This window comes from Rhizobium sp. 268 (assembly GCF_036571585.1).
GTDB classification, from domain to species: Bacteria; Pseudomonadota; Alphaproteobacteria; order Rhizobiales; family Rhizobiaceae; genus Rhizobium; species Rhizobium redzepovicii.
This window is the reverse complement of the sequence record NZ_JAPPSO010000003.1, coordinates 320,498-340,637: the sequence shown is the minus strand read 5'-3', so window position 1 is coordinate 340,637 and position 20,140 is coordinate 320,498. Positions and strand designations below refer to the sequence as shown.

The window sequence follows — 20,140 nt, the reverse complement described above, 5'->3', positions numbered from 1 at the left end:
CAAGAATTTGAGAGCCATATAGTCGGGTTTTTCCGAAATTGCAAGGTCTGCGACCGATTCGGCCAATTCGCTTACGGTGGGGTGACGAGACCTATGGCCAGCGCCGGTCTTGCGAATATATTGCCGTGGGGCGCAACAACAAAAGCGGAGAAATCGTGGCCTACACTTCGTCGACATTGGCGCCTTTGCGGCACGATACCTACCGCACCATCTGGTTCGCCAGCCTGTCCTCGAATTTCGGCGGACTGATCCAGGCGGTCGGTGCCGCCTGGATGATGACGACGATCACCGCCTCGGAGGACATGGTCGCGCTGGTGCAGACCTCGACGGCGCTGCCGATCATGCTGTTTTCGCTGATTTCCGGTGCGCTCGCCGACAATTATGATCGCCGCCGGGTGATGCTGACGGCGCAGTGCCTGATGCTGACGGTCTCGGCGCTGCTGACGGTCACGGCCCTTCTCGGCTGGATCACCCCCTGGCTGCTGCTGTTCTTCACCTTCCTGATCGGCTGCGGCACCGCGCTCAACAACCCATCCTGGCAGGCCTCGGTCGGCGACATGGTGCCGCGCGCCGATCTGCCGGGCGCCGTCACGCTGAACAGCATGGGTTTCAACATTACCCGCAGCGTCGGCCCGGCCATCGGCGGCGTCATCGTCGCCGCAGCCGGCGCGGCGGCGGCCTTCGCGGTGAACACCGTGAGCTACCTCGCTTTGATCTATGCCCTGCTGCGCTGGCGCCCGAGCACGCCGGTCTCGACCCTGCCGCGCGAGGCGCTCGGCAGCGCCATCTTCGCCGGCCTGCGTTATGTCTCGATGTCGCCCAATCTCGAAAAGGTTCTCCTCCGGGGCCTGCTCTTCGGCATCGGCGCCAGCTCGATCCTGGCGCTGCTGCCGGTTGTCGCACTCGATCTCGTCGGCGGCGGCCCGCTGACCTATGGTTTCATGCTCGGCGCCTTCGGCATCGGCGCGATCGGCGGCGCGGTGCTGAATGCGCGGCTGCGCCAGATGCTGTCGAGCGAGATGATCATCCGCCTGGCCTTTACAGGCTTCGCGCTGAGCGCCGTCATTGCCGCCTTCAGCCCAAGCGCGGTGCTCACCTCGGCCGGGCTGCTCGTCTCCGGCGCCTGCTGGGTCTCCGCCCTGTCGCTCTTCAACACCATCGTCCAGCTGTCGACGCCGCGCTGGGTGGTGGGTCGCGCCCTGTCGCTCTACCAGACCGTCACCTTTGGCGGCATCGCCGGCGGCAGCTGGCTCTGGGGTGTTGCCGCCGATCGCTATGGCGTCGCCGATGCGCTGCTGATGTCATCGGTCGTCATGCTGCTCGGCATCGTCATCGGCCTGCGTTTTTCCATGCCGGCCTTCGCCTCGCTCAATCTCGATCCGTTGAATCGCTTCACCGAGCCGGCTCTCAGTCTCGACATCACCCCGCGCAGCGGCCCGATCGTCATCCAGGTCGATTACGAGATCGGAGATGACGACCTTGCCGAATTCATGCAGCTGATGGGCGAGCGCCGCCGTATCCGCATCCGCGACGGCGCCCGCAACTGGGCGCTGATGCGCGATCTCGAAAATCCCGGGCTCTGGACGGAAACCTACCATACGCCGACCTGGGTCGAATATATAAGACACAACCAGCGGCGCACGCAGGCCGATGCCGAAAACACCGACAGGCTTCGTGCGCTTCATCGCGGCGAAGGTCCGTTGCATGTCCACCGCATGATCGAACGCCAGGCCATTCCACCGGATACCGACGTCTTCCACAAGGCGCCGATCGACCTGCATCATTGAGGACAGCCATGTATCAATTCAGGCTCGCCCGCCAGTCCGATCTCGTCGCCATCGTCCGGCTTCTGGCCGACGACGATCTCGGCAGCGCCAGGGAAATCACCTCTGATCCCGTCGATGCGCGCTACCTCTCGGCCTTCGCGGCGATCGAGTCGGATGCCAATCAGCTCTTGGCCGTCGCCATCGATCCTTCCGATCGGGTCGTCGGCTGCCTGCAGCTGAGCTTCATTCCCGGCCTGTCGAGGACGGGCATGTGGCGCGGCCAGATCGAAAGCGTGCGTGTCGCAAGGGATGTTCGCGGCTCGGGCCTGGGCTCCGCGTTCGTCGAATGGGCGGTCGGCCAATGCGCCGCGCGCGGCTGCAGCTTGGTTCAGCTGACGTCGGACAAGACGCGAGCGGATTCGATCCGCTTCTACGAGAGGCTCGGTTTCGTGGCGAGCCACGAAGGGCTGAAGCGCAGTCTCTGAACAACTACTTCAGCTTGCTCTTCATCGTCGCCTCGGGAAAGCAGGTCGGTGCCATGCCGTTCTTCGCCTGCCACTGGCCGATCGAACGCCGGGTCTTGTAACCAGGCAGACCGTCGGAGCCCCCGACATCGTAGCCCTGCCGCTCCAGCGCCTTCTGCATGGCGGCGACATCGGAGCGCAGCATCTTGCCAACATCGCCCCATCGACCCTCAAAGGCACCGGCATTAGAGCCGATCCGGTCGGCGAGATTGCCGATATAGAGCGCGTAGAGATCGGAATTGTTATATTCCTTGATGATGTAGAAATTCGGGGTGACGATGAACTCAGGCCCATCGCGGCCCGCCGGAACCAGCATCATGCCCTCGGCCTTCATCTCGCTTGAGGGGAAATCCTTGCCGGAGATGCGGTCGATGCCGAGCGAGGCCCAGTGCGACAGCGGTTTTGAGAGATCCGGCCCTTCCTGCGCACAGGAGACCGCCTCCGGTATCGACACCTCGAAACCCCAGTCGTGGTCGCGCTGCCAGCCCTTCTTGACCAGGAAATTGGCGATCGAGGCGAGCGTATCCGGCACTGAGGTCCAGATATTGCGATGGCCGTCGCCGTCGAAATCGACGGCATATTTCAGGTAGCTCGTCGGCATGAATTGCGGCTGCCCGAGCGCGCCGGCCCACGAACCCTTGAAACCGGCCGGCGTCACGTCACCGCCGTCGAGAATATGCAGCGCCGCCACCAGCTCGGTGCGGAACATCTCCTTGCGCGTCGACATGAAGGCCTTGGTCGCCAGCACCTCGATCGCCGAATTCGGGATCTTCGCGGCGCCGAAGCCGGTCTCCCGGCCCCAGATGGCCAGCACGATCGGCCCCGGCACGCCATAGGTCTTCTCGATCCGCTTCAGCGTCGAGCCATATTGCGCGGCAAAGCCGCGGCCGGTTGCGGCAAGCCTCTTCAGATGGTCCTCGTTGAAATAGGGACCGGGCGAGGAAAATTCCGCCTGCGTCTGCTTCTGCTCCTTCGGCGGAGGGAAACCGGGCGGCGCGAGATCGGGCAGGTTCCAGTTCAGGGTGATACCGGAGAAGGCGGCCTTGAAGCTCTTCTCGGAAATCCCGTTCGCCTTCGCCTCCGGCCAGAGGTCCTTCTGCACCCACGTCTCGAACTGCGCCTCGACATCGGCTTTTGAAGGGGCTGCGTGGGCGCAGAGGGGGAGGAGGGCGGTTGTTATCGCGAGGGCGAATATCCGCGGCAAATGAAACCGTCTCATATTACCGTCCGTGCCCGAAGTGCTGCGGCAAGAGTGCCCTCGTCGAGATAGTCGAGCTCGCCGCCGACCGGCACGCCGTGCGCCAGGCGGGTGATCTTCACGTTAAGCCCCTGCAGCTGGTCGGTGATGTAATGCGCCGTCGTCTGTCCCTCGACGGTGGCGTTGACCGCGATGATCAGCTCCCGGATGCCGCCTTCGCCGATCCGGTCGATCAGGCCGCGAATATTCAGATCGTCGGGACCGATCCCGTCGAGCGGCGAAAGCGTGCCGCCGAGCACGTGATAGGCGGCGTTCATCGCGCCCGCCCGCTCCAGCGCCCAGAGGTCGGAGACGTCCTCGACGACGATGATGATCGATTGATCGCGCTGCGTGTCGGTGCAGACGGTGCAGGGATCGACGGTATCGACATTGCCGCAGCGCGAGCAGATCTTCACCTTGTCGTAAGCTTCGCCCATCGCATTCGACAGGGGCCCCAGCAGCTGGTCCTTCTTCTTGATCAGATGTAGTGCCGCCCGGCGCGCCGAGCGCGGCCCGAGGCCCGGCACCTTCGCCAAAAGCTGGATGAGTTTTTCGATTTCGGGGCCGGTGACTCGTTTTGCCATGCGCCGTTCTTAGCTGATATGCAACGAAAACGGAATCGCGGAAGGATCGGCCGTCCCATGAAAATCCTGGCGCTGTGCATCGGCAATCCGGAAAGGCTGGCCGGCAAGAGCTACAAGACCGGCATCTTCAAACACGCGGTCAACGGCGCGGTGATGATCGATGCCGAGGGGCTGGTCGGTGATGCCATCTGCAACCGCAAACACCATGGCGGCGTCGATCAGGCTGTTTATATCGAGGGATCGCTGACGCTCGACTGGTGGAGCGGCGAGCTTGGCCGGCCATACGAGGCTGGCACTTTCGGCGAAAACATGGTGATCTCAGGTCTCGACAATCGCGACGTTTCCGTCGGCGATCGCTTCATATCAGGCGATCTCGTCCTCGAAGTCAGCGCATGCCGCATCCCCTGCGCCACCTTCGCCGCCAGGATGAACGATCCGAAATTTGCCAAGCGCTATACCGCAGCCGCCCGCCCCGGCATCTATTGCCGGGTTGTCGCGGGTGGCGTGGCCGAAGCCGGGACGCCGGTGGAATATCAGCCTTTTCCCGGAAAAAAGGTGACGATGCCGGAACTGATGGAAACCTTCGGCCGGCGGCTTTCGGAGACGGACCGGGCGCGATATCTCGCTGCTCCTATTCATTACAAGCTGCGGGCAATGCTGGAAGCGCAGCGCTAGGAACAATTTGTCACCCTCGGATCGCGAGGGCGATGATCGCATCGTCCATCCGGGCAGCGATGCAATAAATTAAGTTGCCTGCTATCAGAATGGCAGCTTGAACCCGGGCGGGATCGGCAGGCCGGCGGTCAGCGCCTTGGTCTTTTCGGCGGCGAGCGCCTCGGCCTTGTCCTTGGCGTCCTTGTGGGCGGCGACGATCAGGTCCTCGAGGATCTCGACATCGTCTTCCTTGAACAGCGACGGGTCGATCTTCAGGCTCTTCAGCTCGCCCTTGCCGGAGATGATGACGGTAACGAGGCCGCCGCCCGCCTTGCCTTCGGCCGTGAGCTCGGCGATCTCCGCCTGCATCTGCTCCATCTTGGCCTGCATTTCCTTGACTTTGCCCATCATGCCCATGATGTCGCGCATCGTCTCGCTCCTTCTTGAAATCAGAATTCTATGTCGTCGCCGGGCAGGATATCACCGTCTTCCGATTCGGCGGCGGCAGGCGGCGTCGCCTCATCCGCTTCTTCCTCGGGGGTCGGCGCCCTGACGCGCACGTCGATGATCTTGGCGCCCGGAAACTGCGTCAGGATGGCCGCGACATCGGGGTCCTGGCGGGCATCGCTGACGCGCTGTTGCTGAGCCTTGGCTTCCGCCTCGACCATCGTCGGCCCGCCTTCTTCGCGGCTGGTGCTGACGATCCAGTGGATGCCCGTCCATTCCTTCAGCTTGACGGCAAGCTCGTTCAGCAGTGTGCCGGGTGCGCCTTCGGTCAAGTTCACATCGAGGCGGCCGGGTTCGATGCGGACGGGCCGCACGAAGTTACGCACCAGCGCCTTCAGCTTGACGTCCCGCTTTTCGGCGGCGAGATCGACGATATCGCTGACCGAATTGACCGGAACGAGCGGCTTCGGTGTCTCGGCCGGTATCGTCTCGATCCGCCCGACAGGCATCGTCTCCGGCTGGCTGCTCGGCACGGCGCGCAGCATCGCCACCGGCGCGGACGCCTGCGGCTTGCCAGGTGCGATGTCCGGCGCGCGTGCGACGCTGCTTTGATAGGGAACGCGCGTGCCGCTGCCGCCGCCGTTGCCGGAAGGCGGGGAGGAGGGCCGCGGGCCGGCATTGTCGCCGGAAAATTCGGCAAGCCGCCGCGCTGCATCCTCGGGCGCCGGCAGATGCGCCGCATGCGCGAGCCGGATCAGCACCATTTCGGCCGCACCCGCCGTCCGCGACGAGCCTTCCGTTTCGGGAATGCCTTTCAGCAGCATCTGCCAGATGCGCGACAGCGTCGTGACCGCGACGCCCTTGGCGAATTCGGCGGCCTTGGTACGCTCGACCTCGCTGAGCGAGGGGTCGTTTGCCGCATCCGGCACATATTTTAGCCGCGTCACCAGATGGGTGAAATCGGCAAGATCGGTCAGCACCACCACCGGATTGGCGCCGGCCTCGTACTGGCTCTGGAATTCACCGAGGGCTGCGGCGACGTCGCCCTTGACGACATGCTGGAAGAGGTCGACGATCCGGGCGCGGTCGGCAAGGCCGAGCATTCCGCGCACGGCTTCCGCCTGCACCGCACCCGCGCCATGGGCGATCGCTTGGTCGAGCAGCGACAGCCCGTCGCGCGCCGAGCCTTCGGCGGCACGTGCGATCATCGCCAGCGCGTCCGGTTCGGCCTCGATGCCTTCCTTGGCGGCGATTGTCGAAAACAACCCGACGAGATCCGACGCGCTGATGCGGCGCAGGTCGAAACGCTGGCAGCGCGACAGCACGGTGATCGGCACCTTGCGGATTTCCGTGGTGGCGAAGATGAACTTCACATGCTCCGGCGGCTCTTCCAGCGTCTTCAACAAGCCGTTGAAGGCCTGCGTCGACAGCATGTGCACTTCGTCGATGATATAGACCTTGTAGCGCGCCGAAACTGGCCGGTAGCGCACCTGCTCGATGATCTCTCTTATATCGTCGATGCCGGTATGGGAGGCGGCGTCCATCTCGATCACGTCGACATGCCGGCCTTCCATGATCGCCTGGCAGTGTTCGCCGGGCGTGCGAAGGTCGATCGTCGGCTTGTCGACATCGGATGTCTTGTAATTCAGCGCCCGCGCCAGGATGCGCGCCGTCGTCGTTTTGCCGACGCCGCGCACGCCGGTCAGCATGTAGGCCTGGGCAATGCGGCCGGTTTCGAAGGCGTTGGTCAGGGTGCGGACCATCGGCTCCTGGCCGACCATCAGGTCCGTGAAATCCTTGGGGCGGTATTTGCGAGCCAGCACCCGGTATCCGGTGCCCGTCGAGGCGGCATCTTTTGATTGTCGCTCGGTGTCGCTCATCGCCCTGCTTGTCGCCCGGATCGTTGGGCACTTCGTGGAGAGAAGGTGGGAGGCTGGCACGATGACCCGTGCCGGGCTCGTTAGGGCTGCTTCCTTCCGGACCTGACCCGGTTGGCGAGTGGCTCGTCCACCACCAACCTCCCGGATGCACATATCGGCAATATCGTCATCAAAAGCAAGCCAACATGCGAAAAAACTGCTAGTCGTTGGAAAACATGGGAGGAATGCCCTTTGAACGGTTTCGTGCTCGACCCCCGGCTGGAAAACGACAGCACCAGCGTCATGGTCACCGGCCTCTGTGATCTCAGATTGTCGAGGGATGCCCGCTGGCCCTGGCTCATTCTCGTGCCGCGCCGGGCTGAAATCACCGAAATCTTCGAGCTGACGCCGCTCGACCAGGTGCTGCTTGCCTTCGAGACGGAGCTTGTCGCCAAAGCCCTGAAAGAGATCACCGGCGCAACAAAAATCAATATCGGGGCTCTTGGCAATATCGTCCGCCAGCTTCATGTTCATGTCATTGCCCGCTTCGAAGGCGATGCCAATTGGCCGGGTCCCGTTTGGGGATTCGGGCGCGCGGAGCCCTACGAGGACGGAAAGAGAGACGAATTCATAGCGAAGCTGCGGGAAGCCCTTTCATCATGAGTCATTCGCTTTTCGATTCGGATGTGCCGCATCCCGAACCCAGCAATCTCACGGCTTTTGCCGCCAACGACCTCAATCGCGATTCCGAGCATCGCGACGAACACTCCGTCGAAAAGGCGCTGGCAAGGGACGGCACGCATATCTTCGCCTTCGCCAGAGACAGGCTGGTGCTGAAGCATGACGGTCAGGTGCTCGATCCGCTCTTTGCCCGCTACGAGCTGCAGGAATTGCAGCCGGATTGGGACGAGACCGTGCTTCTCGGCTACCGCAAATCGGGCGAGCCGCGGCTTGCCGTCCCCGTCGGCATCGACGTCGACGACCTCGCCAGCCATTACAAGCCTGCCGACGGCCGCACTTTGTTTCGCGAAATGCTGATCGACGAGGTGCTACTCGGCGAATTCGCCCAGGCCGCGAGCCTGATCCGCTGGAATGGCGACAACCGCTTCTGCGGCCGCTGTGGCTCGGCGATGGAGATCCACATCGGCGGCTACAAGCGTGTCTGCGCTGCCTGCGAACACATGATCTTCCCGCGCACCGACCCGGTCGTCATCATGCTGACGGTCGACGAGAGCCGCGACCTCTGCTTGCTCGGCCGCAGCCCGCATTTTGCGCCTGGCATGTATTCCTGCCTTGCCGGCTTCCTCGAACCCGGCGAGACCATCGAAAACGCCGTGCGGCGCGAAACGCTGGAGGAGTCGGGCATCCGCACCGGCCGCATCCGCTACCACGCCTCGCAGCCCTGGCCGATGCCGCACTCGCTGATGATCGGCTGCTACGCCGAGGCCAAATCCACCGAAATCACCCGCGACGAGACGGAACTCGAGGATTGCCGCTGGTTCACCCGCGAGGAAACGATCGAGATGCTGGAACGCCCGAGCGCGACTGGCAAGGCCTCGCCGCCGAAAGGGGCGATCGCCCACCGCCTGATGCGCGACTGGGTGGAGTGGAAGCGGTAACACCATGCCGGTCGCGCGCTCGGAACGGCTGCTGACGCTGCTTCAGACGCTTCGGCGTTACCGGCGGCCGGTGACCGGCACGGTGCTTGCCGAGGAGACCGGCGTCAGCCTGCGTACGCTCTATCGCGATATTGCCAGCCTCCAGGCCCAGGGGGCGATGATCGAAGGCGAAGCCGGCATCGGCTACGTGCTGAAGCCCGGCTTCATGCTGCCGCCGATGATGTTTTCCGAAGAGGAGCTGGAGGCGCTGGTCCTCGGTTCGCGCTGGGTCGCCCGCGCCGCCGAGCCGCGCCTGGCCGGCGCCGGCGCCGATGCGCTAGCCAAGATTGCCGCGGTGCTGCCGGCGGACATGCGGGACATGATCGATTCGGCCGCCCTCTTCGTCGGCCCTAAGCGCCGGGACGAGGACAAGGCTGACGTTTCGGCCATCCGCCGGGCGATCCGCCTTGAGCGTATCCTCGAACTGCATTACGGCGACGAACAGGGCCGGATCTCGCGTCGCCGGGTCTGGCCTTTCGCACTCGGCTATTTCGAGCATGTGCGGGTCCTCATGGCCTGGTGCGAACTGCGCCAGGACTTCCGCCATTTCCGCACCGACCGCATCATCGACATGACGCTGCATGAGGTGCGTTATCCGCGCCGCCGCACGGTTCTTCTGAAAGAATGGCGCGAGCAGGATGTGCCGCTTGAGAACTGAAACGCTGCTGCCATAAACTGTCAGCAGCGGGCGTTATTATCAGTACCAATCCACCAGGAAGGAGTACTGATCATGGCAATGCCTCCCGCCATCCATTTCGCCAACGAGCGTTTTGCAGCTGAGACCTTTGCCGATGTCATTTCGGCCGAAACTTTTGCCGACGTCCGCCAATCGGCGCGCTCCGGCTTGCTGGGACGGGTCATCGGCCTTCTCCGCAATCCCGGGGGAAACCGCTCGAAACTCGATCTTGAAACGACATCGGATTCCTTGAAGCGTGACCTCGGCTTTCTGGATGGGCGCGGCCCGCGCCGCGAGGATCGTTTTCCGCTCTAAGCCACTTCATTACCATTGATATTCCACCCGACGAACGGGGCGCGCGCCTCCACTTCCTGCTGCCATCCATTGGCAGCAGTCGGGTCCATCGTCCTTATCATTTCACATCAACGGGAGAACCGAAATGACCAGTCCGAACCTGATTATCCTCTACGTCAAGGACCCCGGCGAAAGCGCCAGCTTCTACCGCAACCTCCTGAACCGCGAACCAGCCGTGGAAGCACCGAATTTTGTCGCCTTTCCGCTCGAGGGCGGCTTCACCCTCGGCCTCTGGCGGCGCAGCAAGGTCGAGCCGCAGCCTTCCGCGATCGGCAACCGCGGCGAAGTGGCCTTCATGGTCAAGGGGGAAAACGCCGTCGCCAATCATTACGAGGACTGGCGCGGTCGCGGTCTGCCGATCGCCCAGGAACTGACCGAACTGGATTTCGGCCCGACCTTCGTCGTGCTCGATCCGGACGGCCATCGCCTTCGCGTCTGTGAGCCGGATAAATAATAGCAGATATGGAGGCGTCTCATGCATATGCCCGGAAGTCTTCAGCGCTTCCGGGCATATGCATGGAACTGAGGAGTTACAGCAGGCCTCGCATCGCATGCCCCTTGTAGACGCCGAGGATGCGCACCTTCTCGGAGAAGAACCGCAATTCTTCCAATGCCCGGCGCACGTTCGGATCGTTCGGGTGGCCTTCGATATCGGCGTAGAACTGCGTTGCCACGAATCTTCCACCGAGCTGATAGCTTTCCAGCTTCGTCATGTTGATGTTGTTGGTGGCGAACCCGCCGAGCGCTTTATAGAGCGCGGCCGGAATGTTGCGGACGTTGAAGACGAAGGTGGTGACAACCTTTTCATCAGCCGAATTCCGTTGCGCCCATTCCTCGTCGCGCGACAGCACGACGAAGCGGGTGACGTTGTTTTCCGTATCCTCGACATTTTCGGCGATGATCTCGAGCCCATAGAGATCGGCGGCAAGGCGTGGCGCCAAGGCGGCCATGGAGCGGTCGCCGGTTTCTTTCACCAGCTTTGCTGCACCGGCTGTATCGCCGGCGATGATAGGCTTCCAGCCGTTGGCGCGGACGATCTTCCGGCACTGGCCGAGCGCGTGGATATGGCTGTGCACCGTGCGGATCTCGTCCTTGGTCACACCCGGCAGCACCATCAGCTGGAAGCGAATCGGCATGAAATATTCGCCGATGATGTGCAGCCGCGATTCCGGCAGCAGATGGTGGATATCGGCGACCCGCCCGGCGATCGTGTTCTCGATCGGGATCATCCCGATGTCGGCGTCGCCATTGTCGACCGCCGTGAACGCATCCTCGAAGGTCTGGCAGGGCAGCGGCTCCATGGTGGGGAACATGTCGCGGCTGGCCATGTCGGAATTGGCGCCGAATTCGCCCTGGAAGGCGATCCTGTTGGTCTTGATGTTCATGATGGTTCCGTCAGTTCGACTTAGAGCATGATGCCGAAAAGTGTGAGCGGTTTTCGGATGACATCATGCTCTAACTCTTTAATTGAGAACAGGATTCAGATTTTAGGCCAACCGAGCCTAAAATCATCCTGTTCTGGCGGAGAGGATGCGCCGCGCTTTTTCGAGGTCGGCGGGAGTATCGACACCGAGCGGAACCGTGTCAACGATCTCGGCGTCGATGCGCATGCCGGCCTCCAGCGCCCGCAGCTGCTCCAGCGCTTCGCGCCTTTCGAGTGTCGAAGGCCCGAGCGAGACGAACCGTTCCAGCGCCGCGCGCCGATAGGCGTAAAGGCCGATATGATGGTAGAGCGGACCCTTGCCGTAAGGTGCGGTCGCGCGCGTGAAATAGAGCCCGCGCAGTCGGGTGTCGGAAACGGGCGAGCCGACGACCTTGACGATGTGCGGCGCGGTTTTGTCCTCTTCATTATCGATTTCGGTCGTTAGCGTGCCGATATCGACCGCCTCGTTCTCCAGAGGGCGCAAAGCCGCGCGCACGGTTTCCGGATCGATCGTCGGCAGATCGCCCTGGACGTTGACGATGAATTTTGCCCTGCCGGCAGGATCGACCTTCTGCAGCGCCTCAAAGATCCTATCGGAACCCGATTGATGATCGCTGCTGGTCATGACGACTTCGAAGCCGGCGGCAGAAACCGCATCGAACACCCTGATGTCGTCGACAGCGACGACGACGCGGCCGATGGCTGCCTCTTGGGCGCGCATCGCCACTTGGACGATCATCGGCAGCCCGCAAATATCGGCGAGCGGCTTGCCCGGAAGCCGTGTGGAAGCCATCCGCGCCGGGATCAGTACGAGCACACCGTCTAAATTTGAATCACTCATTGGTCGGGCCTTCTATTCCGGGCTGAAAAGTGTCAAAAAGTCTCACGCACAAGACCATTTAGACAGTTGCAACGATCAGCCAAAAGACATAGGTTCCGCGCGATTTCAAGATGGTCCGGTTATGGTCTGCCGGCTGCAAGGGGAGCATTGCAGATGAATTCATACGTCAATACGGCCGTGGGGGCACTGCTCGGAACGATTTTCGTTCTGATGTCGGTCTCTATCGCGTCCGAAGGGATCTTCCATTCCGAAGCACCGGAAAAGGAAGGTTTCGCGATCGTTGCCGAAGAGGCGCCCGCCGCTGGTGGCGAAGCTGCGCCTGCCGCTGCTGCCGTTCCGATCGCGCAATTGCTCGCTTCTGCCGATGCCAAGGCCGGTGAAACGGTCTTCAAGAAGTGTCAGGCCTGTCATGACGGCACCAAAGGGGGACCGAACAAGGTCGGTCCCAACCTCTTTGGTGTCGTAGATCGCCCGATCGCCTCGCATGAGGGCTTCGCCTATTCCGCTGCGATGAAGGATTTCTCCAAGGGCAGCAGCGAGAAGTGGACCTTCGAATTCCTCAACAAGTTCCTGCTGGCGCCGAAGAAGGACGTTCCGGGCACGGCCATGGGCTTTGCCGGTCTGGCGAAGGATCAGGACCGCGCCAATGTCATTCTCTACCTGCACACGCTGGCCGATTCGCCGGTACCGCTGCCGGACCCGAACACCGCGACGCAGTAACGCGGACGCAACAAGCGCACCTCGCAGAGAGCCCGGCCCGCGACGCCGGGCTTTTTGTTGTGCGGAGAGTGTTCAGGCGCCCAGGAAATAGGCCCAGAGCGAAACCGTGATGGCGCCGAGCGCTGTCGTCACGGTGATCGTCGAGGCAGCAATACTATGGCCGACACCGAATCGGTTGGCGATCAGCCAAGCGTTGACGCCTGTAGGCACCGAGGACGTCAGCACGATCGCCGCCGTCCATTCCGGGCTGAGGCCGAGGAGATGGCTCGCCGCCCACACGCAGCCGGGCAGCAGCAGCAGCTTCAAGCTCGATGTGACGCTTGCTATGCCGAGATTGCCGGAAATGCCGTATTTCTCCAGCGCCATGCCGAGCGAGATCAGCGCTGCCGGGCCGGCAATGCCGGCGATCTGCTTGACGACAGTGGCGAGCGTTACCGGCATGCTGAGGCCGGAAAGATGCATCGCCATGCCGGCCGCAAGCCCGATCACCAACGGGTTGCGCACAAGATTAACGGCGATCTGGCGAAGCACCAGCACCATGCTGCGATCGCTCTTGCCGGCGATCTTGCGCTCGGCATGCTCCATCAGCACCGTGCCGGCGACCATCATCACCGGCAGATGCACGGCGAGCAGGATTGACAGCGCCACCAGCCCTTCGTCGCCGACGGTGCGCTCGACCAGCGGCAGGCCGATGAAGATATTATTGGCGAAAGCCGAGGAAACGCCGGCCAGCACGCCGATCCGCTCGTCGCGGCCGAAGAGGCGCGTGGCGGCGATATGGCCGGTCGCCCAGGTAATGGCAACGCCGGAGAAATAGACGATCCACAGCCGGAAAGGCGAGGCACCGTGAAAATCCGCCTCGGCAATGGTGCGGAAGAGTAAGAGCGGCACGGCGATCTTGAATACGAATTCGCTGAGCGCTTCGCCGACATTCGATGCCATCAAGCCGCTGCGGACGATCACCCAGCCGATGAGGATCAGGATGAAGATAGGAAGAACGTCGAGGATGATGGCTGACATGGGGGAGGCTGCTTTGCGCGGGGGGAGTGTCGCACCTCTACCGCATAATTCCGTAAATCGGAATCGATTTTAGGATAAATTATGCAGCACTTGACAATGCTGCAGCAGCAAACGGCTTGGATTGAAAAACCAATCGCCGCCGATCCTGCAGCATCCGAGAAACAAAAAAAGCGGGCACAGCCCGCTTTTCCGCTCCGGCCTTGCCGGAGCGATCGCGAAGCTGCCATTTCATCCGTGGTCAGCATCGCGCCGGTAAGATCGAGGGTTTCATCCCTCGTGCGTCCGACTGCAACTGAAAGCTGCTCATGCCGGTCTTCTCGCGACTATGTCTAGATTTCGAAAATGACAGGGGCATGACGAACAAGCGGCAGTTTTGCGAAGAAATAGATGCGCCATCCACCATTTATCCTTCCAAACCGTGGAAATTTCGCTAAGACCGAACCCCGGCTATCACAAATCCGGGACTCCCCATTTCATGACAAGATTCGATGTTCTGACAGTCGGCAACGCGATCGTGGATATCATTGCCCGTTGCGACGACCAGTTCCTCATTGACAACCAGATCACCAAGGCGGCGATGAACCTCATCGATGCGGAACGGGCCGAACTGTTGTATTCGCGCATGGGGCCGGCGCTCGAAGCCTCCGGCGGCAGCGCCGGCAATACGGCTGCGGGCGTTGCCAACCTCGGCGGCAAGGCCGCCTATTTCGGCAATGTCGCCGCCGATCAGCTGGGCGACATCTTCACCCACGACATCCGCGCCCAGGGCGTCCACTACCAGACGAAGCCCAAGGGCACGTTCCCGCCGACGGCACGCTCGATGATCTTCGTCACCGAGGACGGCGAACGTTCGATGAACACCTATCTCGGCGCCTGCGTCGAGCTCGGGCCGGAGGACGTCGAGGCCGATGTCGTGGCCGACGCCAAGGTCACCTATTTCGAAGGTTATCTCTGGGATCCGCCGCGCGCCAAGGAAGCGATCCTCGATTGCGCCCGCATCGCCCATGAAAACGGCCGGGAAGTGTCGATGACGCTGTCCGACAGCTTCTGCGTCGGCCGCTATCGTGGTGAGTTCCTCGATCTGATGCGCTCCGGCAAGATCGATATCGTCTTCGCCAATCGCCAGGAAGCGCTGTCGCTTTATGAAACCGACGATTTCGAAGAGGCGCTGAACAGGATCGCTGCCGATTGCAAGATCGCCGCCGTGACCATGAGCGAGGATGGCGCCGTCATCCTGAAGGGCCGCGAGCGTTATTACGTCGATGCGATCAGGATCAGGGAAGTCGTCGATACGACGGGCGCCGGCGATCTCTTCGCCTCCGGCTTTCTCTATGGCTATACGCAGGGACGCTCTCTGGAGGATTGCGGCAAGCTCGGCTGCCTCGCAGCCGGCATCGTTATCCAGCAGATCGGCCCGCGCCCAATGACCTCGCTGTCCGATGCCGCCAAGCAGGCTGGGCTTATTTGAAGGCTTCGCCGGGATAAGCGCCCCAGATTTCCGACTGCGCCACCCAGCCGGAGGCGCCGTCGATTTCGGCGCGGCACCAGTCGCCGTTGCATTCGCCGATCGTCAGCATCACGCCGGGTTCCAGCCTGGCGACGATCGACGCGGAGGGCTGCGCCTCGCGGCGCAGATTGACGAAGACGCCCTTGGCCTTCGTCTTCATCCACGGGGCGGCGATCGCCGCGCGCTGGCCTGACAGCAGCGACTGGTTGACCCAGCCTTCGGTGCCGTCGGCATCGCGGATGCGGCGCCAGTTGTCGTATTCCTGAATGATCTCCACCGGCAATCCGGATTTCAGATACATCCACGAAACGGCATAATCCGTTCCCGGGCCGATGCGCAGGTTGACGCGCTTGGATTTCAGGGTGACGAAACGCGGCAATGGCAGCCCGCTTGGCCCCTTGGCGGCCTGCGCATGGGCCAATTCGACGGTTCCCATGGATGCGGCCAGAGCGATGGCAAGGGCAAGGCAGGACTTCAGGACTTTGCTGCGCATGGAAGTTTCCGTTTGCTCGAATTCGCGGGCAGGCCCGGCCTGCTCGCGGTCCGGGCTCTGACATTCCCCAGCTGCACCGCGAGTTTTGTTTGTCTTCGCGCGCGGGTCTGGTAGAAAATGCCCGGATGGGAAAATTATCACCCCTCTTGGTTAAAGACCTCTGAACAAGGCACCACAGCCAGCCATGACAGCGAAGAAAAAACCGAAGGTCTACATCACCCGCAAGCTGCCCGATGCCGTCGAAACCCGCATGCGCGAGCTCTTCGACGCCGAGCTGAACATCGACGACGCGCCGCGTTCGGTTCCCGAACTCGTCGCCGCGGTCAAGTCCGCCGACGTGCTGGTGCCGACCGTCACCGATCGCATCGATGCGGCGCTGATCGATCAGGCGGGGCCGCAGATGAAGCTGATTGCAAGCTTCTCCAACGGCACCGACCATATCGACGTCGAGGCGGCGGCGCGTAAGGGCATCACCGTCACCAACACGCCGAACGTCCTGACCGAGGATACCGCCGATATGACGATGGCGCTCATTCTCGCGGTTCCGAGGCGGCTCGGCGAAGGCGCGCGTGTGCTCACCGACAAGCCCGGCGAATGGGCCGGCTGGTCTCCGACCTGGATGCTCGGCCGGCGCATTCACGGCAAGCGCATCGGCATCGTCGGCATGGGCCGCATCGGCACGGCGGTCGCCCGCCGCGCCAAGGCGTTCGGCCTGTCGATCCACTACCACAACCGCAAGCGCGTCAATCCGGCCGTCGAGGACGAGTTGGAAGCGACCTATTGGGAAAGTCTCGACCAGATGCTCGCCCGCGTCGACATCGTGTCGGTCAATTGCCCGTCGACTCCGGCAACCTTCCACCTGATCTCGGCGCGCCGGCTGGCGCTGCTGCAGCCGACGGCCTATCTTGTCAACACCGCGCGCGGCGACGTCGTCGATGAAGCTGCGCTGATCAAGTCGTTGAGGGAGGGTCGGATCGCCGGCGCCGGCCTCGACGTCTTCGAAAACGAGCCCGCCGTCAATCCGAAGCTCGTCAAGCTCGCCAATGAGGGCAAGGTCGTGCTGCTGCCGCATATGAGTTCGGCGACGATCGAGGGCCGCATCGACATGGGCGACAAGGTCATCATCAATATCCGCACCTTCATCGACGGTCACAGGCCGCCGAACCGGGTGCTGCCCGGCCGCTGAAGCCGAGCTGAGTCAGACGACCTCGATTAGAGGCACAAGGGTCTTGCGCATCTCGACGAAGGTCGTCCTGGCAAAGCCCGGATGCGCCTTCTCGGCGGTTCTCGAAAATCCGCAGGCGGCGAAGACGGCGTGATTGTCGGTGAGCTCGATGCGCGTCTCCAGCCGCAAAGCGGGAAGGCCGAGCCTTACGGCCGTTTCTTCGGCAATCGCCAGCAGCCGCTTGCCGAGGCCCTTGCCCTGGACCTCAGGCAGAACGGCGAGCTTGCCGACATAGAGACAATCGGCCTCCGGCCGCAGGAACAGGCAGCCGACCAGCTTTCCCTCATCGACGGCGGCATGACCGATCTCGGCTCTTGCCTTTTCGGCCAGCGACTCCGCCGTCAGCGTCAGCGCCGAGGATGGCGGATCGATCCTGCCGTTCATCGAAGCAAAGGCGGCGAGGATCAGTGCGAGCAACTCGTCCCAGCGCGTGAAACTATGATCAAGAGGAAAAATCGTCATCCGGCCTGTCTTTGCGTTGTTCGGCGTCGTTTATAGCGGACCGTGTCGAAGCGGGCCGAGAGCGCGTCATAGAGCAGCAGCCGTCCGATCAGCGGCTCGCCGGTGCCGGTGACGAGCTTGATCGCCTCCATCGCCATCATCGTGCCGATGACGCCGGTTAGCGCGCCGATGACCCCGGCCTCGGCGCAGGCGGGAATGAGCCCCATCGGCGGCGCTTCCGGAAAAAGGTCGCGATATCTAGGGTTGGGCGTCCCGTCCTCGGCGCTCTCATAGGGTTTGAGAACCGTCAGCGAGCCGTCGAACCGCCCGACGGCGCCGCTGACAAGCGGAAGGCGCGCTTCCTCAGCCGCATCGGCCGCGGCATAACGCGTGTCGAAATTGTCGGAGCCGTCGATCAGCAGATCGAAGCCGGACAGTTGCCGGAAGGCGGTCTCGGAGGAAAAGCGCTCCTCGAAGCGGATCAGCCGGACATGCGGATTGAGCCTCGCGATGGCGAAGGCGGCACTTTCCGTCTTTAATTCGCCGATCGTGCCGGAATCATGGATCACCTGGCGCTGCAGGTTCGACAGCGACACCCGGTCGTCGTCGACGATACCGAGCGTGCCGATCCCGGCTGCGGCCAGATATTGCAGGACGGGCGCACCGAGGCCGCCTGCGCCGATCACCAGCACACGAGCGGCTTTCAACTTTTGCTGACCCGCGCCGCCGATTTCGGGGAGTAGGATGTGACGGTGATAACGGGCGATTTCGTCGGGGCTGAGCGGTTCCATGGCGCCGATCTTATCATGGCGCTCGATACCGGGAAAAGTCGCCTCCGTCATTCGAATACCTTTCCGTCGGCCACCGTGAAGACTTGCGCCCTGTCGCCCAACGCCGAAAACATCGCGCGATCCGTTCCGGTCATGAAGGCCTGGCCGCCCAGCCCGTCGATGAGGTCGAACAGCGCGGCGCGGCGGCCCTCGTCGAGATGGGCGGCGATCTCGTCGAGCAGCAGGATCGGCGCATGGCCGGTGAGATTGCCGACGAGGCGCGCATGCGCTAGCACCATGCCGACTAGCAGCGCTTTCTGCTCGCCGGTGGAGCAGCGTTCCGCTTCCATCGCCTTTTCCCGGTGATGCACGATGAGATCGGCCCGATGCGGCCCGTCAAGCGTGCGCCCCGCGCCGGCGTCGCGGTAGCGGCTCTCCGCCAGCATGGCCGCATAATCGTCCTCGAGGTCGACCGAGGGGCGCGAAAACTGACCGTCCATGAAGCCGGAGAGCTGCAGCGATGCCGAAGGGAAGGGTGACGTCTCGCGCGTTTCCTCGATCAGCCGGGTCAGCAGGCCGAGCATCTCCTGCCGGGCGAGCGCCATGGCGATGCCGAGGCTCGCCATCTGTTCCTCGATGCCGGTAAGCCAGGAGGGGTCGAAGCGGCCCTCATCCAGCAATTTGTTGCGGCTGCGCATGGCACGCTCGAAATCGCTGGCGCGGCGGCCATGGGCGGGATCGAGCGACAGCACCAGCCGGTCGAGAAAGCGGCGCCGGTCGGAGGAGGCGCCGGTAAAGAGGCCGTCCATCGCCGGTGTCAGCCAGAGAAGCCGCAGATGGTCGGTGAGTTCGTCGGCGGTCTTGGCCGGGGTACCGTTAATTCGTAGCCTGCGGGCCGTGGTTTCCTCGCCCGTTTCGATACCGGTGCCGATTTCGACTTCGCCTTCCATGCCGTCGAGCGCGGCGAAGATAGAAAAACCACCGGCTGCACCGACGCGGGTAATGTCGCCATAGGCAGCACGGCGCAGTCCCCGGCCGGGCGAAAGCAGCGAGACCGCCTCCATGAGATTGGTCTTGCCGGCGCCGTTATCTCCCGTCAGCACGGCGTGCCGGCCGTCAAGGGCAAGGGCCGCCGCCGCATAATTGCGGAAGTCTGTCAGCTTCAGGCGGGAAAGAGCAACCTTGTGCGGCATCGAATGTCCGGAATCGTGAAGCGTGACAGCTAAGCCCAAGCGGCGTTGATGGCAAGGCTCGCAGCTTCGCTGACATGGCTCATTGGTGCTGCCCTCGGTGCGGGATGAGCATCAGGCACGATGCAGCGCAGAACCAAATTCTCAATGAAAATACAACCTAGGGAAGGACGTTCCGGTGTCGGACGGGCGCTATGGCCGGCAGCCTTCTTCAGTGTCTGCGAACCCGGTATACGCGGGGTTCTGCCACAATCGCCTCGACCAACTGACGTTACGTGAAGCCCAAAAAAGTTGGTTGAATTTTGCAACTGCAGGGTTGAGTTATCCTCTGAAACCGATATGGTAAACGAAGTGTATAGGTATCAGAGAGTGATGAAGTGCCAGATCCGGTTGATATTATCGTTGGTCGCAACGTAAGGCAGTTTCGCGCCCTTCGCCGTGTGTCCCAGCTCGAGCTTGGCGAAGCACTCGGACTGACGTTCCAGCAGATTCAGAAATACGAAAAAGGGACGAACCGCGTTTCCGCCAGCAAGCTGCATCAGATCGCAGTTTTTCTCGATGTCGAGATCTCCGCTCTCTTCGAGGGAGCCGGCATGTCGCAATTCGGCAGCCGTATCGAACTCAGCCCCGACGCCTATGCGCTTGCGCTGAGCTACGACAGACTGAACTCATCGGCCGGCAAGGAAGCGGTCAAGACCATCGTCACGATCATGAGTGGGGAAACAGCCGAAAACGCCGCCTGATCTCGCCG

23 protein-coding genes and 1 other RNA gene are annotated in these 20,140 nt (G+C 62.5%); 12 read left to right on the top strand and 12 right to left on the bottom strand.

What is annotated here, in order from left to right:
* Window positions 1-155: 155 nt before the first annotated feature.
* Entirely contained in the window at window positions 156-1,787 is a 1,632-nt protein-coding gene (locus tag OS035_RS08235; RefSeq protein ID WP_097628403.1) for an MFS transporter, read from the top strand.
* 8 nt (window positions 1,788-1,795) lie between these two features.
* Window positions 1,796-2,251, top strand: coding sequence for a GNAT family N-acetyltransferase (locus tag OS035_RS08230; protein WP_097628402.1), 456 nt, complete (start codon window positions 1,796-1,798; stop codon window positions 2,249-2,251).
* A gap of 4 nt (window positions 2,252-2,255) precedes the next feature.
* Here the strand turns inward: OS035_RS08230 and OS035_RS08225 are convergent, their stop codons facing one another.
* Both OS035_RS08225 and recR read right to left on the bottom strand, forming a co-directional pair.
* Window positions 2,256-3,509, bottom strand: coding sequence for a lytic murein transglycosylase (locus OS035_RS08225; RefSeq protein ID WP_183781740.1), 1,254 nt, complete (start codon window positions 3,507-3,509; stop codon window positions 2,256-2,258).
* Entirely contained in the window at window positions 3,506-4,111 is a 606-nt protein-coding gene (gene recR / locus OS035_RS08220; RefSeq protein ID WP_012559493.1) for a recombination mediator RecR, read from the bottom strand. Before recR ends, OS035_RS08225 begins: the two co-directional genes overlap by 4 nt.
* A 57-nt stretch (window positions 4,112-4,168) precedes the next feature.
* Here recR and OS035_RS08215 point away from each other — a divergent pair, with 57 nt between their 5' ends.
* Entirely contained in the window at window positions 4,169-4,786 is a 618-nt protein-coding gene (locus OS035_RS08215; RefSeq protein ID WP_179867162.1) for an MOSC domain-containing protein, read from the top strand.
* An 84-nt stretch (window positions 4,787-4,870) separates the two neighbouring features.
* Here the strand turns inward: OS035_RS08215 and OS035_RS08210 are convergent, their stop codons facing one another.
* The 3 genes from OS035_RS08210 to ffs all read right to left on the bottom strand — a co-directional run bounded on the left by OS035_RS08210 (window position 4,871) and on the right by ffs (window position 7,234).
* Window positions 4,871-5,194 (bottom strand): YbaB/EbfC family nucleoid-associated protein, encoded by a 324-nt coding sequence (locus OS035_RS08210; RefSeq protein WP_003571208.1) that lies wholly within the window; start codon window positions 5,192-5,194, stop codon window positions 4,871-4,873.
* Window positions 5,195-5,214: 20 nt separating this feature from the next.
* Window positions 5,215-7,092 carry a DNA polymerase III subunit gamma/tau gene (locus tag OS035_RS08205; protein ID WP_097628399.1) on the bottom strand — a complete coding sequence of 626 codons (1,878 nt, stop codon included), beginning with the start codon at window positions 7,090-7,092 and terminating at the stop codon, window positions 5,215-5,217.
* A 45-nt stretch (window positions 7,093-7,137) separates the two neighbouring features.
* Window positions 7,138-7,234: signal recognition particle sRNA small type (ffs, locus tag OS035_RS08200), an RNA gene on the bottom strand.
* 89 nt (window positions 7,235-7,323) lie between these two features.
* Between ffs and OS035_RS08195 the strand changes: the two genes are divergently transcribed.
* From OS035_RS08195 to OS035_RS08175, 5 genes are all read left to right on the top strand, one after another.
* Window positions 7,324-7,734 carry an HIT domain-containing protein gene (locus tag OS035_RS08195; RefSeq protein WP_097628398.1) on the top strand — a complete coding sequence of 137 codons (411 nt, stop codon included), beginning with the start codon at window positions 7,324-7,326 and terminating at the stop codon, window positions 7,732-7,734.
* Window positions 7,731-8,690, top strand: a complete 960-nt coding sequence (gene nudC / locus OS035_RS08190; protein WP_097628397.1) for an NAD(+) diphosphatase — start codon at window positions 7,731-7,733, stop codon at window positions 8,688-8,690. Before OS035_RS08195 ends, nudC begins: the two co-directional genes overlap by 4 nt.
* A 4-nt stretch (window positions 8,691-8,694) precedes the next feature.
* Window positions 8,695-9,387 (top strand): helix-turn-helix transcriptional regulator, encoded by a 693-nt coding sequence (locus OS035_RS08185; protein WP_097628396.1) that lies wholly within the window; start codon window positions 8,695-8,697, stop codon window positions 9,385-9,387.
* 72 nt (window positions 9,388-9,459) lie between these two features.
* Window positions 9,460-9,720, top strand: a complete 261-nt coding sequence (locus OS035_RS08180) for a hypothetical protein (protein WP_097628395.1) — start codon at window positions 9,460-9,462, stop codon at window positions 9,718-9,720.
* 124 nt (window positions 9,721-9,844) lie between these two features.
* On the top strand, window positions 9,845-10,213 hold the full coding sequence (locus OS035_RS08175; RefSeq protein WP_003589327.1) for a VOC family protein: 369 nt from the start codon (window positions 9,845-9,847) through the stop codon (window positions 10,211-10,213).
* A 76-nt stretch (window positions 10,214-10,289) separates the two neighbouring features.
* On the opposite strand, the gene OS035_RS08170 is transcribed toward OS035_RS08175, so the two are convergent.
* Together OS035_RS08170 and OS035_RS08165 are read right to left on the bottom strand one after the other, a co-directional pair.
* Window positions 10,290-11,144, bottom strand: a complete 855-nt coding sequence (locus tag OS035_RS08170; RefSeq protein WP_003589326.1) for a prephenate dehydratase — start codon at window positions 11,142-11,144, stop codon at window positions 10,290-10,292.
* Between the two features lie 123 nt (window positions 11,145-11,267).
* Complete coding sequence (locus OS035_RS08165) at window positions 11,268-12,023, bottom strand: 3-deoxy-manno-octulosonate cytidylyltransferase (protein ID WP_097628394.1); 756 nt, start codon at window positions 12,021-12,023, stop codon at window positions 11,268-11,270.
* A 153-nt stretch (window positions 12,024-12,176) separates the two neighbouring features.
* Here OS035_RS08165 and OS035_RS08160 point away from each other — a divergent pair, with 153 nt between their 5' ends.
* Complete coding sequence (locus OS035_RS08160) at window positions 12,177-12,743, top strand: c-type cytochrome (RefSeq protein ID WP_064835704.1); 567 nt, start codon at window positions 12,177-12,179, stop codon at window positions 12,741-12,743.
* Between the two features lie 72 nt (window positions 12,744-12,815).
* Here OS035_RS08160 and OS035_RS08155 read toward each other — a convergent pair whose 3' ends face one another.
* On the bottom strand, window positions 12,816-13,763 hold the full coding sequence (locus OS035_RS08155; RefSeq protein ID WP_097628393.1) for an AEC family transporter: 948 nt from the start codon (window positions 13,761-13,763) through the stop codon (window positions 12,816-12,818).
* Between the two features lie 475 nt (window positions 13,764-14,238).
* Here OS035_RS08155 and OS035_RS08150 point away from each other — a divergent pair, with 475 nt between their 5' ends.
* Window positions 14,239-15,231: an adenosine kinase gene (locus OS035_RS08150; protein WP_097628392.1), complete on the top strand. Its 993-nt coding sequence runs from the start codon at window positions 14,239-14,241 to the stop codon at window positions 15,229-15,231.
* Here the strand turns inward: OS035_RS08150 and OS035_RS08145 are convergent.
* Window positions 15,224-15,763: an SH3 domain-containing protein gene (locus OS035_RS08145; RefSeq protein WP_097628391.1), complete on the bottom strand. Its 540-nt coding sequence runs from the start codon at window positions 15,761-15,763 to the stop codon at window positions 15,224-15,226. The genes OS035_RS08150 and OS035_RS08145 overlap by 8 nt on opposite strands.
* Window positions 15,764-15,947: 184 nt before the next feature.
* Here OS035_RS08145 and OS035_RS08140 point away from each other — a divergent pair, with 184 nt between their 5' ends.
* Window positions 15,948-16,949 (top strand): 2-hydroxyacid dehydrogenase, encoded by a 1,002-nt coding sequence (locus OS035_RS08140; RefSeq protein WP_097628390.1) that lies wholly within the window; start codon window positions 15,948-15,950, stop codon window positions 16,947-16,949.
* Between the two features lie 12 nt (window positions 16,950-16,961).
* Here OS035_RS08140 and OS035_RS08135 read toward each other — a convergent pair whose 3' ends face one another.
* From OS035_RS08135 to recF, 3 genes are read right to left on the bottom strand one after another with little or no spacing between them, the layout of a single operon-like run.
* On the bottom strand, window positions 16,962-17,450 hold the full coding sequence (locus tag OS035_RS08135) for a GNAT family N-acetyltransferase (protein ID WP_097628389.1): 489 nt from the start codon (window positions 17,448-17,450) through the stop codon (window positions 16,962-16,964).
* Window positions 17,447-18,271: a molybdopterin-synthase adenylyltransferase MoeB gene (locus tag OS035_RS08130; RefSeq protein WP_097628388.1), complete on the bottom strand. Its 825-nt coding sequence runs from the start codon at window positions 18,269-18,271 to the stop codon at window positions 17,447-17,449. The genes OS035_RS08135 and OS035_RS08130 overlap by 4 nt, the downstream gene beginning before the upstream one ends.
* A complete protein-coding gene (gene recF / locus OS035_RS08125; protein ID WP_097628387.1) occupies window positions 18,268-19,392 on the bottom strand; it encodes a DNA replication/repair protein RecF in 1,125 nt (374 codons plus the stop codon). Before recF ends, OS035_RS08130 begins: the two co-directional genes overlap by 4 nt.
* A gap of 374 nt (window positions 19,393-19,766) precedes the next feature.
* Here recF and OS035_RS08120 point away from each other — a divergent pair, with 374 nt between their 5' ends.
* Window positions 19,767-20,132, top strand: a complete 366-nt coding sequence (locus OS035_RS08120) for a helix-turn-helix domain-containing protein (protein WP_003589313.1) — start codon at window positions 19,767-19,769, stop codon at window positions 20,130-20,132.
* Window positions 20,133-20,140 lie beyond the last annotated feature (8 nt).

What these genes read in the sequence shown, in the direction of transcription:
- OS035_RS08230 (WP_097628402.1), top strand. Translation starts at nt 1,796, where the DNA reads ATGTATCAATTCAGGCTCGCCCGCCAGTCCGATCTCGTCGCCATCGTC.
- OS035_RS08225 (WP_183781740.1), bottom strand. Translation starts at nt 3,509, where the DNA reads ATGAGACGGTTTCATTTGCCGCGGATATTCGCCCTCGCGATAACAACC.
- recR (WP_012559493.1), bottom strand. Translation starts at nt 4,111, where the DNA reads ATGGCAAAACGAGTCACCGGCCCCGAAATCGAAAAACTCATCCAGCTT.
- OS035_RS08215 (WP_179867162.1), top strand. Translation starts at nt 4,169, where the DNA reads ATGAAAATCCTGGCGCTGTGCATCGGCAATCCGGAAAGGCTGGCCGGC.
- OS035_RS08210 (WP_003571208.1), bottom strand. Translation starts at nt 5,194, where the DNA reads ATGCGCGACATCATGGGCATGATGGGCAAAGTCAAGGAAATGCAGGCC.
- OS035_RS08205 (WP_097628399.1), bottom strand. Translation starts at nt 7,092, where the DNA reads ATGAGCGACACCGAGCGACAATCAAAAGATGCCGCCTCGACGGGCACC.
- nudC (WP_097628397.1), top strand. Translation starts at nt 7,731, where the DNA reads ATGAGTCATTCGCTTTTCGATTCGGATGTGCCGCATCCCGAACCCAGC.
- OS035_RS08185 (WP_097628396.1), top strand. Translation starts at nt 8,695, where the DNA reads ATGCCGGTCGCGCGCTCGGAACGGCTGCTGACGCTGCTTCAGACGCTT.
- OS035_RS08180 (WP_097628395.1), top strand. Translation starts at nt 9,460, where the DNA reads ATGGCAATGCCTCCCGCCATCCATTTCGCCAACGAGCGTTTTGCAGCT.
- OS035_RS08175 (WP_003589327.1), top strand. Translation starts at nt 9,845, where the DNA reads ATGACCAGTCCGAACCTGATTATCCTCTACGTCAAGGACCCCGGCGAA.
- OS035_RS08170 (WP_003589326.1), bottom strand. Translation starts at nt 11,144, where the DNA reads ATGAACATCAAGACCAACAGGATCGCCTTCCAGGGCGAATTCGGCGCC.
- OS035_RS08165 (WP_097628394.1), bottom strand. Translation starts at nt 12,023, where the DNA reads ATGAGTGATTCAAATTTAGACGGTGTGCTCGTACTGATCCCGGCGCGG.
- OS035_RS08160 (WP_064835704.1), top strand. Translation starts at nt 12,177, where the DNA reads ATGAATTCATACGTCAATACGGCCGTGGGGGCACTGCTCGGAACGATT.
- OS035_RS08155 (WP_097628393.1), bottom strand. Translation starts at nt 13,763, where the DNA reads ATGTCAGCCATCATCCTCGACGTTCTTCCTATCTTCATCCTGATCCTC.
- OS035_RS08150 (WP_097628392.1), top strand. Translation starts at nt 14,239, where the DNA reads ATGACAAGATTCGATGTTCTGACAGTCGGCAACGCGATCGTGGATATC.
- OS035_RS08145 (WP_097628391.1), bottom strand. Translation starts at nt 15,763, where the DNA reads ATGCGCAGCAAAGTCCTGAAGTCCTGCCTTGCCCTTGCCATCGCTCTG.
- OS035_RS08140 (WP_097628390.1), top strand. Translation starts at nt 15,948, where the DNA reads ATGACAGCGAAGAAAAAACCGAAGGTCTACATCACCCGCAAGCTGCCC.
- OS035_RS08135 (WP_097628389.1), bottom strand. Translation starts at nt 17,450, where the DNA reads ATGACGATTTTTCCTCTTGATCATAGTTTCACGCGCTGGGACGAGTTG.
- OS035_RS08130 (WP_097628388.1), bottom strand. Translation starts at nt 18,271, where the DNA reads ATGACGGAGGCGACTTTTCCCGGTATCGAGCGCCATGATAAGATCGGC.
- recF (WP_097628387.1), bottom strand. Translation starts at nt 19,392, where the DNA reads ATGCCGCACAAGGTTGCTCTTTCCCGCCTGAAGCTGACAGACTTCCGC.